Consider the following 14,148-nt stretch of genomic DNA (forward strand, 5'->3'; position numbering starts at 1 on the left):
GCCCCCACCCCCCCCCACCCCCCCCCGCCCCCCGCCCGCGGGGTGAGGCCCGCCCGGGGGGGGGGGGGGGGGGGGGGGGGCCCCCCCCCGGTGGGGGGGGGCGCCCCCCCCCCCGCCCATCACGGCGGACCGGAAGCGGCAACGGACCCCTCAGGAGTCGTCGGACCACGAACGCAGCAGGTCGAGGTACCGGCGCGCGAAGAGGTAGGCGTCTCCGGGCCACCGCGCCGAGAGATAGTTCCCGTCCCGCACGACGAACGCGGGAGTGTCGTCGTCGGCCGTGCCCCGCCGGGTGAAGGTCAGGGGGCCGCGTACGAACTGCCGCGCGGGAGCGTCCAGGGCGCGCCGCACCTCGTCCTCGACGTAGGCCGGGTAGGTCCGGTAGTAGCGGCCGAGCCGCCAGGCGGTGGACAGATACGCGGTGCGTTCCATGTACGTGGGCAGGCACGTGGTGCGACGGTCCGCCAAGAGGCTCCGGCCGGTGCTGGGCGATGTCGCGCGGGCCAGCGGCAGCACACCGTGACAGATGGCCCCCACGGGACGGGCCAGCCCCCAGAAGCGGGCGAGCTGCCGCTGAAGGCCCACGGAGCCGAGGTACTGCCGCATGCCGGGTGCGTGGCCGCCGGGCAGCAGCATTCCGTCGAACTCCGCCACATCCACCTGCTCCCAGCTCACGGTGTCTGTGAACTCCGGTGCCCGGGTGAGTTGTTCATACCACCTGCGGGGTTCGTCCGCGGCGCCGAGCCGGCCGAGGAGTACGCCCGTCAGCAGACGGGGATCGGCGGCCGGGCGGGTGCCGGCCCGCTCGGTGGCCACCACGACGTGGTGCCCCGCCTCGGTCAGCAGTCGCCAGGGTACGGCCACCTCGGTCACATCGAAGTCGCGGTCCGGGACCGGCATCAGGATGCGCATGGGACCAGTATCGGCCAAGAGCCCCCGGTCGGCGCGGTGTTCTGGCGGAGCGCGGTCCGCGACCGCGCGGCCGAACGGCGGTGGGGCGGGGGGGGGGGGGGGGGGGGGGGGGGGGGGGGGGGGGGGGGGGGGGCGGGGGGCGCGGGGGGCGGGCGGGGCCCCCCCCGGCGCGCCCCGGGGGGGGGGGGCCCCCCCGCCCGCGCGGGGGGGGGCGCCGCCCCCCCACGGGTGCGGCGCCCCCGGGGCGCTCAGCTGTGGGAGACGGTCAGTCCGTAGAAGGCGACACGTGCCCCGTTGGTGGTGCTGTCCGAGGACGACTGGTTGTAGGAGCCGGCCTTGAAGTACTGCTTGTAGGCGTCGAACGACGAGGGGATGGCGTAGTGGGTCGTGCTGCCGTTGACCGTCAGGTCGATCGTGTTGCCGCCGGAGACGGCGATCGTGTAGCTCCAGGTCTTGCCGATCGACACATGGCCGACGGTGTGTGTGGTCTGGCCGCCGTCGGGCGAGTTCTCGGTGCCCGCGACGATGTCGCCGTTGGAGTGGTAGTAGAGCTCGATCAGCGGCTTGGTGGACGAGCCGCCCGTGCCCAGGTGGATCTGCCCGACGCAGACGTTCGACGTCACGGACACCACTCGGAGTGTCGCGCTCAGCTTGTGGCTGCCGCTGAGCGACCAGTTCGCCGCGCTGCCGTTGGAGTTCATCTCCCGCAGCTCGGAGCGGGCGTAGTTGGAGTTGGGCGTGGTTACGCCCTTCTCCGGCGCCCAGAAGGTCATCGCGCCGTCACGCGTGTCGGTGTAGAAGTACGAGTCCTGGAAGCCGTTGTCCCCTTGCAGTTCGGAGGACGGGATGGTGGTGGGCGAGCCGGGGGAGCCGACGGGCTCCTGAAGCTCCCAAACCGACAGGTTGAAGTTGCCGCCGGGGGCGACCGTGGGGGAGGCGGCGCTTGCGCTGCCGCCGAGGCTGAGCACGCCGGCGATGCCGACGGCGGCGGCCGCGGTGAGGAGCTTGGAGTGGAGTTTCATGTGGGGGACTCTTCCGACGCTCGGAGTTCATCTACGTGAACTAGGTCTAGTCCAGCAGGGGCGCCAGATCTGGATAGCATGACCCGCTCGGGGCGTCAACGAGTTGCGCGTGGTTCGCATGCATCTCCCCAGCTCGGCAGGGATGTTGAGCGATGGATCGACGCGGGGTGAAGGAGCACCCGGGCGCCGTCGCCGGCGCCCGGGTGCTTGCCGGCGGCGCGAATTCGGCGCCTGAAATGTTCATGTGAGTGAACGTGAGATGCGCATGCGAAGAGCGGGCGACACCGGGTGAGGCCGGGACGACCCCGGGGCGAGCGGGGCGGCTCGGCCGGGCGTTCACCGGTCGAAGGGCCGGTTAAGCGAGGCCGGGGATCAGCACGATCTTGCCGCGGGTGTGCCGCTGTTCGAGCGCCGCGAAGGCGTCGCGGACCCGTTCGAGCGGGAACGCGGCGGCGATCGGGACCTCGATCCTGCCGCTCGCGACGAGCCCGGCCATCTCGGCGAGGACCTCCCGGGACGAACCCTCGGCGCTGCCCGCACTGTGCGTACCGAACTTCGCCGCCTCCTCGAACGAGATGACCGTCTCGATGCGCTCCGGCGCGATCCCCAGGTCGACGGCGAGACGCACGTACTCGGGTCCGAACAGGTCGATGAACGCGTCGATGCCACCCGGCGCCGCCGCGGCGAGGTCGGCGGCGAGCCGGTCGCCGTACGGGACCGGGGTCGCGCCGTGGGCCCTCAGCCAGGCCGCGTTGGCCGGCGAGGCGATGCCGAGGACATGGGCGCCGCGCACCGCGAGCAGTTGGACGGTGATGACGCCGACGCCGCCGGCCGCCGCCGACACGGCGACCGTGCGGCCCTCCACGGGACCGATCGCCTCGACGGCCGCCCACGCCGTCGAGGCCGCCACGTAGAGGCTGCCGGCCACCGCCCAACTGAGGGCCTCCGGCTTGCGGGTCAGCTGGGTCACGGGGACAACGGCGTGGGTGGCGTGACTGGAACGCTTCCACGAGTAGCCCAGGACCTCGTCGCCGACCGCGAAGTCGGTGACGCCGTCCCCGAGGGCGGTGACGACGCCCGCGAGGTCGCTGCCCTGGCCGGACGGGAACGTCGTGGGGAACCGCTCGTGCAGCGCACCGGTCCGGATGGCGGCCTCGCCCGGGTTGATGCCCGCCGCCCTGACCTCGACGAGTACCTCCCCGGCCGCGGGGCGGGGGACGGGTACGTCGACGACGTTCAGGACCTCGCGGTCCCCGTAGGCGTCCAGGCGTACGGCTCGGGCTTGCGTGCGGTCGTCGGGCATGGCAACTCCTCAGCGAGTAAAGGGCCTTGTCAGGCAGTGGTTCCGGAATCGGTGCCGCGCGAGAGGGCGGCGCGGAGTGTGGCGAGCGCGGCGCCGAGGCGGTCCAGCTCGCTCTCCGGCAGCGAACCCCCAAGCCGCGCCGCGAGTTCGCGCTCGAAGACCAGGCCGGCCGACTCCGCCAGGCTCCGGCCCGCCTCGTTGAGCTGGACCAGCGAGGAGCGGCGGTCGCTCGGATGCGGGACCCGGACGCACAGGTCCCGCTTCTCAAGGCGGTCGACCGCCTGGCTCGCGCCGCCGATCGTGATGGAGAGGGCGCCCGCGATGTCGCCCACGCGGCAGCCCGGTGTGCGGGCGATGACCCGCAGCACGTCGAGGCTGCCGAGCGGAACGCCGCTCTCCTGGCGCAGCGCGGCGTCGATCGCGTTCCACAGATCGGTTTCGAGGCGTACCAGATCGTCGAAGAGGCGGGGAAGATCCACGGTTCTCCTTCCGGGCCGTCGAGTCTGATCCTATAGCGCTAATTAGATTAGCACTATAGTAAGTCGCCCTCGGGCCGGGTGATGGGCCGGGGGCCCCGGGCGGCGGGCTGGTGTACCGGCCGGCGTACGGCGGCAGCACGGGACCGCGGGAGCACCGGTGGGGGAGGGGCGTCGGTATCAAGAGCGCCACGGCCGGTCCCTCGGGGACGCACGCCGGCCCGGGATGCGCGGTGCGGACGGCCCGGTGCGATCGGCGCCGGTGGGGACGCGCGCCGGTGGGACGCGCGCCGGTCCGGACGGCCCGGCGCCCGGTCTCCCGGGACCGCCGAGACGGCAGTGGCCTCAGTGGCGGTCGGCGCCGGACGCGGCCTCGATCGAGAAGTCCGGCACGATCCGGCGCAGCCACCGCGGCATCGCCCAGTCGACCGGGCCGATCAGATGCATCAGCGCCGGGACGAGGAGGCCGCGGATGACCAGCGCGTCGGCGAGAACGGCGAAGGCGAGGCCGAAGCCGAACTCCTGGAGGACGCGTTGGTCTCCGATCAGGAAGGAGCCGAAGACCAGGATCATGATGCCGGCGGCGGCCGCGATAATCCGTCCGCTCTTGGCCTGGCCGAGGGTGACCGCCCGGTGGTTGTCGCGGACGGACCGGGCCCGGCCTCCCGCCTCGCCGCTCGTGTCCCGCGCACGGCCCGCGGTCCCGCCCCGCCGGGCGTGCCACTCCTCCTGGATGCGGCCGACCAGGAAGACCTCGTAATCCATGGACAGGCCGAAGAGGACGGAGAACAGCAGGACCGGGATGAAGGCGTCCACCGGTCCCGTTCCGTTGATGTTCAGCGCCGACTGCGCCCAGCCCCAGGTGAACACCGCGTTCAGCGCGCCCAGCGCGGCGCCGACCGACAACAGGTTCATGACGGCGGCCACCAGCGGGATCAGGACGCTGTGGAAGACCGCCACCAGCAGCAGGAAGGCCAGGACGACGACCACCGCGATGAACAGCGGCAGTTTGTCGCTCAGTACGCGCGAGAAGTCGATGTTCGCGGGGGTGGCGCCGCCGACGTGGATCTTCAGCCCGCTCCTGGCCTCGGCGGCCGGAACCAGCTGCCCGCGCAGGGTGGAGACCAGCGAGACGGTGGCCTTGGCCCCGGGCCCGGTGGTCGGATAGAGGACCGCCAGGGCCACCCGGTGGTTGGGTGACAGGACTGCCGGGGTCACCTTCGCCACGCCGGGGGTGCGGGCCGCGGCCTTGCGGAAGTCGGCGAACGCGGCGCGTTGTGCCGGCGACGCGACGTCGCTCACCAGTTGGAACGGCGCGTTGAACCCGAGCCCGAAGCCCCGCGCCAGGGCCGTGTACGCCTGATGGGTCGTCGACGACGGCGGGTCGGTGTTGGCGCCCGAGGACCCCAGTCTGAGGCTGAAGACCGGCAGCGCGATCACCACGACCACGACCAGGGCCGCCACCGCGATCAGGACTCTGCGGGCCTCGACGAAGGACGCCCAGCGCAGCCAGGGTCCGCCGGCCTCGCCGGGGTCAGGCCCCTCGGCCGCGAGCGCCGCCCGCTCCCGGCGCGAGAGCACTCTCGGCCCGAGGAAACCGAGCATGGCCGGCAGGAAGGTGAGCGCGGTGGCCATGGTCAGCGCGACGGTCAGGGCGGACGCCGCCGAGACGCCGTAGAGGAAGTTGACGCCCAGCGCGAACTGTCCGAGCAGTGCGATGCACACCGTGATGCCGGCGAACAGGACGGTGCGGCCAGAGGTGTTCACGGCCTCCTCGACGGATTCCGCGTAGCTCCGGCCGGCCTTCACGGCGCTGCGGTGCCGGCTGGTGATGAACAGGCCGTAGTCCACACCGACACCGAGGCCGATGAGCACGGCGAGGTCCCGCGACACACTCGGTGTGTCCAGCGCGTGCGAGAGCAGACTGATCGACGAGGTGCCGATGACGAGGGCGACGACCGCCGTCAGGAGCGGCATCAGGGAGGCGAAGAGGGCCCCGCCGAACACGATCAGCAGGATGACCAGCGCGGCCACCGCGCCCACCACCACAGAAAGGCCGGGGCCCGCGCTCTGCTCCGTGGTGATCGCGCGACCGCCCAGCGAGACGTGGACATGCGGCCCGTCGGCGGACTTCGCGGCGTCGATCAGACGGACCGCGTCGTCCCGCGTCACATCGGCCGCCACCTTGTCCCAGGTCACGGTCGCGAAGGCGACGGTACCGTCCCTGGCGACCTGCGCCGCGCCACGCGGGCCGTACGGGCCGGCGACGGACGCGACACCGGGCACCGCGGCGACCCTCGCGAGGGCCGCGGTCACCGGCCCCCGCACCGAGGGCGAGCTGACGTGCGCGCCCCCGAGGGCCTCGACGACGACCTGGTCCGCCTCCCCCGACGCGGAGGGGAAGTTGCGCGTCAGGAGATCCACCGCTGCCTGCGAGTCCGTCCCGGGCAGGCTGACACTCTCGTTGTAGCGGCTGCCGTACGACCGGCTGAGCACCAGGGTGGCGACGGCGGCCACCAGCCAGAACGCCAGCACACTCCTGCGGTGCTCGAAACACCATCGGGTCCATCGCAACATCGCATTCCCCGCTGCCGGCACGCGTGGTCACAACGGGACCATCCTTATCAGCCGCAGGATCGCGGGCAGGGACGCGCCATTCCATCAAGGACGTGTCGGTGTCGGCCAGCCGGGCCAACGGACAACGGCGCGCGCCGGGGCGGCCCGGCACCCGGCGCCACCCGCGGCACACCGGTCCGTGGGACCGTTCGGCCCGCGCCTACGATGGGCGGACACAACGTATCGGGGGGAAACGTGGGAGTGGTACGTACGGTGGCGGGCGTCGCGCTCGTCGCGGCGGCGGTGGCAGCGGCGACCGGGTGCGCGGGGGGCCGGGACGCCGGTCCGAAGCCCTCGGCGAGCGCCTCGCACGCGGTGGACATCGTCGCCGACGCGCAGTCGATGTCCGCGGCACGGGCCGGGACCGTCCTCCTGGACGTCAGGAACGCGGCACACACGGCCCGTACGGTGACGATGCGGCTGCGGTTCACCGTACCGGGCGCGGACACCGGCAAACTCAAGGTCACGCGGGGGAGTTCGGGAGGCTCCGGCTGGGACGACGTGCCGCTCACCACGGGCCGGGCCCCATCACCGGCCGCGGGCGGCGCGCGGATCGCGGACCCGGTGACGCTCACCGGGACGTACCCCCTCACACTGAAGCCCGGCGAGAACCGTCCGGGGCTGCGCGTCGCCCCCGCCTTCCGCACCCCGCCCGACGTCACGTCCCTGCACCTGGCGCTCGACCTCCTCGACGCCGAGGGCCGTGTCCTGGCCGGTACGACCAACGAGGTCCAGCTCAACCTGGTGGACGTCGCGCGGATCTCGGCCCCGGCCGTCCTGCCCCGCGACGGGAAGTGGCACGCGGCCGACTTCACCGTGGCCAACGCGTCCACCACAGCTCAGCCATCGGTCCGGCTCGACGCCTCGGCGGACTGCGACTTCGCGGACGGAGCGCGGTGCCCGACGTCGGGCGCGTACGTCAAGGGGCTGCGCGTGCAGTGGTTCTCCGGCGGCCGCTGGCACGACATGCCCGCGAAAGGCGCCGCACTGCCGCGGGTTTCGCTGCCGACCGGGGCGAGCCGGACCGTCCGTATGCGCCTCGCCGCGACCACGCGGTTCGACCCGAGGTCCCGCTACGCCCTCTTCCTCGACGTGGGTGTCCCCGGCCGGGACGGCGGCCCCCTCACCTCCACCGGCGGCCGGGCCACGATGACCGTCCGGTGACCGCACGGCGTGCGCGGCCCCGGGCCGGGGCACGTCCGGGAATCCCGGCCGCCCCAGCCAGGGGGCCGTCGGTCCGCGGGCCCCGGCGCGGTCTACGGGGACCGGCGTTACCGTGGAATATGCGTGTATATCCTACGTAAAGTAGTGATGCGGAGGGTGCGATGGGTGACGTCCCGGCCTCCCAGGCCCGTCGGCGCGAGGCCCTTGACGATCTTGAAGCGGAGCTGGGCGCGGAGCTTCCCAGGGTGATGGCCCTCGGCGGGATGGGCGCGTTCCTGTGGGACGTGCCGTCGGGGCGGGTGTTCATGCATCCAGGAGCGCTGGCCGTGTTCGGGCTGACCCCGGACGAATTCGACGGGGACGTGCTGACGCTCGCCGAGCGCGTGGTCCCCAGGGAGCTGGTGGGGCTGCGGAAGGAGATGGAGAGCCGCGGCCACGAGCGGTCGGCCCTCAGCTTCCACTTCAGGGCGTGCTGCCCGCCCGGCGGCGAGAACCGGTGGGCCCACGCGCAGGTCCAGGTGATCCGCGACGCGACCGGCCAGGCGCGGAGAGTCGTCGGCGTGGTGCGGGACGCCTCGGGGGAACTCCAGGGCGCCATCGACCGCGCGACGACGGACACGGTCCGCCGCCGGCAGAGCGACGTGGTCCATTCGACCACCGCCGCCCTGGCGAACGCCCTGACCTTCGACGACGTGCTGACCTCGCTCACCCACCCGGAGAACCTGCGGGACGTCGGCGCCGCGGGCATCGCCCTGAGCACCTTCGCGGAGGACGGCAGCCGCTTCCTCGTCACCAAGGGGCAACCGGGCGAGCTCTTCCGCCACTTCGAACTCCTCGACGTGCGCGACGTGCTGCCCATCCCCGACGCCGTACGCGCGCAGAAGCCTCTCTTCGTACGGCGCGTGGACGTCCGGGAGAGGTATCCGTCGCTCTGGCCCTACATCGAGCCCACCGCCATCACCTCGGCCGCCGTCGTGCCGCTCGTCGCCCAGGGACGCCCGACCGGCGCGCTGACGGTCCTGTACGAGGGGCGGACCAGCTTCACCACGGTGGACCGCGATCTCCTGCTGGCACTCGGCGCCGCGGTGGCCCAGTCCCTCCAGCGCGCACGCCTCTACGACAAGGAGCACGCGGTGGCCGTGGGACTCCAGCGCGCCATGCTGCCCGCGCGCATCCCCGAGGTCGAGGGCCTGGCGACCGCGGCCCAGTACCAGCCCTCGAGCAACGGCCAGGAAGTGGGCGGGGACTGGTACGACGTGGTCGCGGTACCGAACGGCACCATCGGCCTGGTCGTCGGGGACGTGGAGGGGCACGACATCGACGCCTCGGCGGTCATGGGGCAGCTCCGCACCGCGCTGCGCGCGTACGCCTCCGAGGGGCATCCTCCGTCGAGTGTCCTGGCCCGCGCCTCCGCCTTCCTCGCGGAACTGGAGACCGAGCGCCTCGCCACCTGCGTCTACGTGGCCGTCGCGCCGGTCACCGGCGAGGTCCTGATCGCGCGGGCGGGCCATCCGGACCCGTTCATCCGGTACGCGAACGGCAAGGTCGCCCAGCTCGGCGTCGAGGGCGGGCCGCCTCTGGGAATGCCGGGGTTCGGCACCGCGCCCTTCCCGGCCACCCGCTGCCGTCTGCACCGGGGCGACACACTGCTGCTGTGCACCGACGGCCTGGTGGAGGCGCGCGGCCGGAGCATCGAGGCCGGTTTCCGCCGGGTGCGGAACGCGCTGGGCCGGGGGCCCGCGGAACTGGGCGCGCTGGCCGAGTACATCATCCACGCCGTGGCCGACAGCCGTGCCCAGGAGGACGATGTGGCCCTGCTCCTTGCGACGCTGCCCTCCCGGGCCTCCGGTCGCGCGCACAGGAGCGGTACGAGGAGCCGGTGACCCTCCCGGGCTCAGCGGGGCCGTTCGGGAGTGCGGTGCGGCCGTACGGGAGCGGGGCCGAGCCAGTGACGGCGGGATCTCCCGCCGCCCTCCCGGCCGCCCGACGCACGCATCTTGTCAAAGGCACGTCACGCCTCATACCGTGTGGCGGCGTAAGGAAATGCTCGACTCTGTTGCATTCCGTTGATTTCAAGCGGCGCGTGCCCCGTACCGCCGGCCCGTCCGTGCGTCTCCGGGCATCTCCGCGCATCCGCACGTGCCCTGCGGGCGGCCGCTCGCTCGTACCGGCACAGTGAACAGAGGAATCGTCCATGCATAGATCCGTCCGCGGGCTGCTGGCCTGCGTGACCGCCGGAGCGCTGTGGGCAGGCCTGCCGGCCCTCACGGCCGTGACCGCCGGCGTCGCCGTCACCGCGACCCCGGCCGCCGCGCTCGGCAACGGCCTCGCCCTGACCCCGCCGATGGGCTTCAACGACTGGAACGCCTTCGGCTGCGACGTCAGCGAGCAGCTGATCAAGCAGACGGCCGACTACTTCGTCAGCTCCGGGCTGAAGGACGCCGGCTACACGTACGTCAACATCGACGACTGCTGGCAGACACACAGCCGCGACGCCGACGGACGGCTCGTACCCGACCCCGCGAAGTTCCCCGACGGCATCAAGGGCACCGCGGACTACGTCCACTCCAAGGGCCTCAAGCTCGGCATCTACGAGGACGCGGGCACGGCGACCTGCGCCGGCTACCCGGGCAGCCTCGGCCACGAGACCACGGACGCGCAGACGTTCGCGGACTGGGGCGTCGACTACCTCAAGTACGACAACTGCAACAACAACAGCGACGGTTCGCGCGCGGACTACGTGAAGCGCTACACCGCCATGCGCGACGCCCTCGCCGCCACCGGCCGGCCGATCGTCTACTCCCTGTGCGAGTGGGGCGAGCAGTCGCCCTGGGAGTGGGCAGGGGACGTCGGCAACTCCTGGCGCACCACGGGCGACATCAGCGACAACTGGTCGAGCATGCTGTCCATCGCGCAGAGCAACATGCCGCTCGCCTCCGCCGCGGGCCCCGGCCACTGGAACGACCCCGACATGCTGGAGGTCGGCAACGGCGGCATGACCGACACCGAGTACCGCAGCCACTTCTCGCTGTGGTCGATGATGGACTCGCCGCTGCTCATCGGCACCGACCTGCGCAAGGCCACCCCCGCGACCCTCGCGATCCTCTCCAACAAGGACGTCATCGCCCTCGACCAGGACCCGCTGGGCAAACAGGCCACCGTCCTGTCGTCCGACGGCGGACGTTACGTGCTGACGAAGCCGCTCGCGAACGGCGACCGCGCCGTCGCCCTGTTCAACGCGGGCGACCAGGCGCAGCGGATCTCCACCACCGCGACGGCCGCCGGCCTTCCCCGGCGCGCCAGTTACGCGGTCTCCGACCTGTGGAGCCACACCGCGTACAACTCGGCGGGCACCCTGGCGGCCACCGTGCCCGCGCACGGCACCGTCCTGCTCCGCGTCAGCGGCAGCGCCGCCGCGGGGGCCGGGGCGCTCCTCGACCCGCCGCTGCTCGACACCGGGCTCTCGGACACGCCCGGCGCCCTTAGGCCGGGCGTGAGCGGCACCGTCGACACGTACGCCACCGACCTGGGAGCCCTGCCCGCCTCCCGGGTCACCGTCGCCCTGCACGCCCCCGACGGCTGGACGGCCACGGCGGCGGGCCACACCACGAGTGCCGTCCTGCCGAAGGGCAGAACACTCACCACGCCCTGGCGGATCACCGCCCCGGCCGGTACCGAACCCGGCTACTACGCGCTGAGCGGCACCGTCTCGTACACCGGCGTCCCCGGCCGCCCGCGCGCCACCTCGCCGCTCACCGGCAGCGTCCTCGTCGCCGTGCCGCCGCCCTCGGGGACGAACGCGCTCAGCGATCTCGACTGGGTGTCGGCCACCAACGACTGGGGCCCGGTCGAGAAGGACCACAGCAACGGCGAGCAGGCGGCCGGCGACGGGAACCCGATCACCATCGGCGGAACGGTCTACGCCAAGGGCCTCGGCACCAACGCGCCGAGCACCGTCACCTATTACCTCGGCGGGAGGTGCACGGCGCTCGACACCACCGTCGGCGTGGACGACGAGAAGAACGGCAAGGGGACCGTCGAGTTCGAGATCGAGGCCGACGGCAGGCAGGTCGCCGACAGCGGCGTCCTGCACAACGCCGACGGCCCGAAGCAGCTGCACGCGGACGTCACGGGCGCGGACAGCGTCCGGCTCGTCGTCACGGACGGCGGCGACGGCAGCGACAGCGACCACGCGGACTGGGCCGACCCTCAGGTCACCTGCGGCTGACGCGCCGGCCTTCGGCACACGCACCGCCGCACCGCACCGAGGAGGCCCGGCCCACCCGGCGGGGCCTCCTCGGCGTGGGCCCGTCGGAGACGGTGCCATCGACGCCGCCGTCCCGGGTACGCGGATGCCAGGGGTCGTTCTAGGAGGACACGGCATGCGCGCATCGGAGGTACGGGCCGTCGGGTGGGCCCGCTCACTACCGCTGACCAGCGAGGTACGGGTGGCCCGGCACTGGGCGCGGCAGCACCTGCGCTCCCTGGCCTGGACCGCGGACGCACCGGAGACGGTGGACGCCGTGCTGCTGACGGTCTCGGAACTCGTGACCAACGCCCATGTGCACGCGCACAGCAGCGCACAGCTCGTCCTCACCTGGGACACCAGCTGCCTGCACGTCAGCGTGCACGACGCGTCGCCGCGGCTGCCGCAGCCCAGACCGCCGAGCGAAGACCGGCTCGGCGGCCGGGGCATGTACCTGGTCGAGGCACTCGCCGACAGCTGGGAGACACGCCGCTGCCCGCACGGCAAGACGATCGTCGCGTGCTTCCGGCCACCGCCGGAGGCGATCGAGGAGGCCGGAGCGACCGACGAGGTCGGAGCGGCAGGGGTGGCCGGCACGGCCGGGGCCGTACGGGACGACGCGGAGCCCGGGCCGCCCGGCGGATGACCCCGCGGCGTGCGGCGCCCCGCCGCGGCGGTGTGCGATGCGGGGCGTACGAGTCTTGAGAGAGTCTTGGCCTCCCGGGGGTGTGGACAGCCGCAGCCCGGCAACGCGGCTGGTGTGATACGCATCGGGTTGGTGGCTCTTTCGGTAGTGGCGGCTCTGGCCGCGGTGGTTCTCGCTGTATGGGACTCGCCGTGGTGGTGGTTCGCCGGTGTGCCCCTCGTCCTGCTGGGGACGCTCGGCGTCCGGGACCTGCTCCAGCGCGAGCACACCGTGCTGCGCAACTACCCGGTCCTCGGGCACGCCCGCTACCTGCTGGAGAGCATCCGGCCGGAGCTCCAGCAGTACTTCGTGGAGCGGAACTATGACGGCCGCCCCTTCGACCGCGACACGCGCAGCATCGTCTACGAACGGGCCAAGGGCACCGACGCCGAGGAGCCGTTCGGCACCGAACGCGACCTGTACGCGCCGGGCTACGAGTACCTGGTGCCCTCCATGGCGCCCCGGCCGGTGCCCGACACGCCTCCCCGGGTGCGCATCGGCGGGCCCGACTGCACCCGCCCCTACGACATGGCGCTGCTGAACGTGTCGGCGATGAGCTACGGCTCGCTCTCCTCGAACGCGGTCCTGGCGCTCAACGGCGGTGCGGCTGCCGGGGGTTTCGCCCACGACACGGGCGAGGGCGGGCTGTCGGAACACCATCTGCGGCCCGGCGGCGACCTCGTCTGGGAGATCGGCACCGGCTACTTCGGCTGCCGGACCGGGGACGGGGACTTCGACCCGGGCGAGTTCGCCGAGAAAGCGGCACACGACCAGGTGAAGTGTGTGTCCCTGAAGCTGTCCCAGGGCGCGAAGCCGGGCATCGGCGGAGTGCTGCCCGGCGCCAAGGTCAACGCGGAGATCGCCCGCGTACGAGACGTTCCGCAGGGGCGGACCGTCGTCTCACCCCCGTACCACCGGGTCTTCTCGACCCCCCGCGAACTGGTCCGCTTCCTCGCGCACATGCGGGAGTTGGCGGGCGGCAAGCCCACCGGGTTCAAGATCTGCCCGGGCTCGCGGCAGCAGTTCCTCGCCGTGTGCAAGGCCATGCTGGACGAGGGCACGGCGCCCGACTTCATCATCGTGGACGGCGGCGAGGGGGGAACGGGGGCCGCGCCCCTGGAGTTCGCCGACCACATCGGCACCCCACTCACCGAGGGCCTGCTCACCGTGCACAACGCCCTGGTCGGCGCCGGCCTGCGGGACCGGATCAAGATAGGTGCGAGCGGGAAGATCGCCACCGGCAGCGACCTGGTCAAACGGCTCGTCCAGGGAGCCGACTACGGCAACGCGGCACGCGCGATGATGTTCGCCCTCGGCTGCATCCAGGCACAGCGCTGCCACACCAACAGGTGCCCCACCGGGGTCACCACGCAGGACCCGCGGCGGGCCCGTGCGCTCGACATCGGCGACAAGACCCAGCGCGTCAGGCGCCTCCAGGAGGCGACCGTGGCCGGCTCGCTGCAGATCATGGCCTCGATGGGTGTCACCGACCCGGCCCAGCTGCGCCCCCACATGCTGCGCCGGCGGATCGATCCGCACACCGTGCTCTCCTACGAGGAGCTGTACGACTGGCTCGGCCCCGGGCAGCTGCTCGCCGGGCCCTCGGGCCTGCCGGCCTCCTGGGCCGCCGAATGGAAGGCGGCCGACCCCGACCGCTTCACGGTCTGAGCCGTGCCGATCATGCCGCATGTTCCGTTCATGCTATTTGTTTGATTTACCCCATA

The 14,148-nt window shown here is 72.6% G+C and carries 10 protein-coding genes; 5 read left to right on the plus strand and 5 right to left on the minus strand.

The window, feature by feature from the left end; genetic code table 11:
- Window positions 1–150: 150 nt before the first annotated feature.
- The 5 genes from LCE31_RS01330 to LCE31_RS01350 all read right to left on the minus strand — a co-directional run bounded on the left by LCE31_RS01330 (window position 151) and on the right by LCE31_RS01350 (window position 6,290).
- Window positions 151–912, minus strand: a complete 762-nt coding sequence (locus LCE31_RS01330; protein ID WP_225012051.1) for a type 1 glutamine amidotransferase domain-containing protein — start codon at window positions 910–912, stop codon at window positions 151–153.
- Window positions 913–1,160: 248 nt separating this feature from the next.
- A complete protein-coding gene (locus LCE31_RS01335) occupies window positions 1,161–1,934 on the minus strand; it encodes a polysaccharide lyase family 7 protein (protein ID WP_225012052.1) in 774 nt (257 codons plus the stop codon).
- Window positions 1,935–2,289: 355 nt separating this feature from the next.
- Window positions 2,290–3,237 (minus strand): NADP-dependent oxidoreductase, encoded by a 948-nt coding sequence (locus LCE31_RS01340; protein ID WP_225012053.1) that lies wholly within the window; start codon window positions 3,235–3,237, stop codon window positions 2,290–2,292.
- Window positions 3,238–3,266: 29 nt separating this feature from the next.
- Complete coding sequence (locus LCE31_RS01345) at window positions 3,267–3,716, minus strand: MarR family winged helix-turn-helix transcriptional regulator (protein WP_225012054.1); 450 nt, start codon at window positions 3,714–3,716, stop codon at window positions 3,267–3,269.
- 342 nt (window positions 3,717–4,058) lie between these two features.
- Window positions 4,059–6,290 carry an MMPL family transporter gene (locus tag LCE31_RS01350; protein ID WP_225012055.1) on the minus strand — a complete coding sequence of 744 codons (2,232 nt, stop codon included), beginning with the start codon at window positions 6,288–6,290 and terminating at the stop codon, window positions 4,059–4,061.
- A 234-nt stretch (window positions 6,291–6,524) separates the two neighbouring features.
- Here LCE31_RS01350 and LCE31_RS01355 point away from each other — a divergent pair, with 234 nt between their 5' ends.
- From LCE31_RS01355 to LCE31_RS01375, 5 genes are all read left to right on the plus strand, one after another.
- Entirely contained in the window at window positions 6,525–7,493 is a 969-nt protein-coding gene (locus tag LCE31_RS01355; protein ID WP_225012056.1) for a hypothetical protein, read from the plus strand.
- Between the two features lie 161 nt (window positions 7,494–7,654).
- Window positions 7,655–9,376, plus strand: coding sequence for a SpoIIE family protein phosphatase (locus LCE31_RS01360; RefSeq protein ID WP_225012057.1), 1,722 nt, complete (start codon window positions 7,655–7,657; stop codon window positions 9,374–9,376).
- A 311-nt stretch (window positions 9,377–9,687) separates the two neighbouring features.
- Complete coding sequence (locus tag LCE31_RS01365) at window positions 9,688–11,721, plus strand: NPCBM/NEW2 domain-containing protein (protein WP_225012058.1); 2,034 nt, start codon at window positions 9,688–9,690, stop codon at window positions 11,719–11,721.
- Between the two features lie 154 nt (window positions 11,722–11,875).
- Complete coding sequence (locus tag LCE31_RS01370) at window positions 11,876–12,385, plus strand: ATP-binding protein (RefSeq protein WP_225012059.1); 510 nt, start codon at window positions 11,876–11,878, stop codon at window positions 12,383–12,385.
- 114 nt (window positions 12,386–12,499) lie between these two features.
- On the plus strand, window positions 12,500–14,092 hold the full coding sequence (locus tag LCE31_RS01375; RefSeq protein ID WP_225012060.1) for an FMN-binding glutamate synthase family protein: 1,593 nt from the start codon (window positions 12,500–12,502) through the stop codon (window positions 14,090–14,092).
- Window positions 14,093–14,148 lie beyond the last annotated feature (56 nt).

The organism is Streptomyces sp. 8L (genome assembly GCF_020176795.1).
GTDB lineage: Bacteria > Actinomycetota > Actinomycetes > Streptomycetales > Streptomycetaceae > Streptomyces.

What these genes read in the sequence shown, in the direction of transcription:
- LCE31_RS01330 (WP_225012051.1), bottom strand. Translation starts at nt 912, where the DNA reads ATGCGCATCCTGATGCCGGTCCCGGACCGCGACTTCGATGTGACCGAG.
- LCE31_RS01335 (WP_225012052.1), bottom strand. Translation starts at nt 1,934, where the DNA reads ATGAAACTCCACTCCAAGCTCCTCACCGCGGCCGCCGCCGTCGGCATC.
- LCE31_RS01340 (WP_225012053.1), bottom strand. Translation starts at nt 3,237, where the DNA reads ATGCCCGACGACCGCACGCAAGCCCGAGCCGTACGCCTGGACGCCTAC.
- LCE31_RS01350 (WP_225012055.1), bottom strand. Translation starts at nt 6,290, where the DNA reads ATGTTGCGATGGACCCGATGGTGTTTCGAGCACCGCAGGAGTGTGCTG.
- LCE31_RS01360 (WP_225012057.1), top strand. Translation starts at nt 7,655, where the DNA reads ATGGGTGACGTCCCGGCCTCCCAGGCCCGTCGGCGCGAGGCCCTTGAC.
- LCE31_RS01365 (WP_225012058.1), top strand. Translation starts at nt 9,688, where the DNA reads ATGCATAGATCCGTCCGCGGGCTGCTGGCCTGCGTGACCGCCGGAGCG.
- LCE31_RS01370 (WP_225012059.1), top strand. Translation starts at nt 11,876, where the DNA reads ATGCGCGCATCGGAGGTACGGGCCGTCGGGTGGGCCCGCTCACTACCG.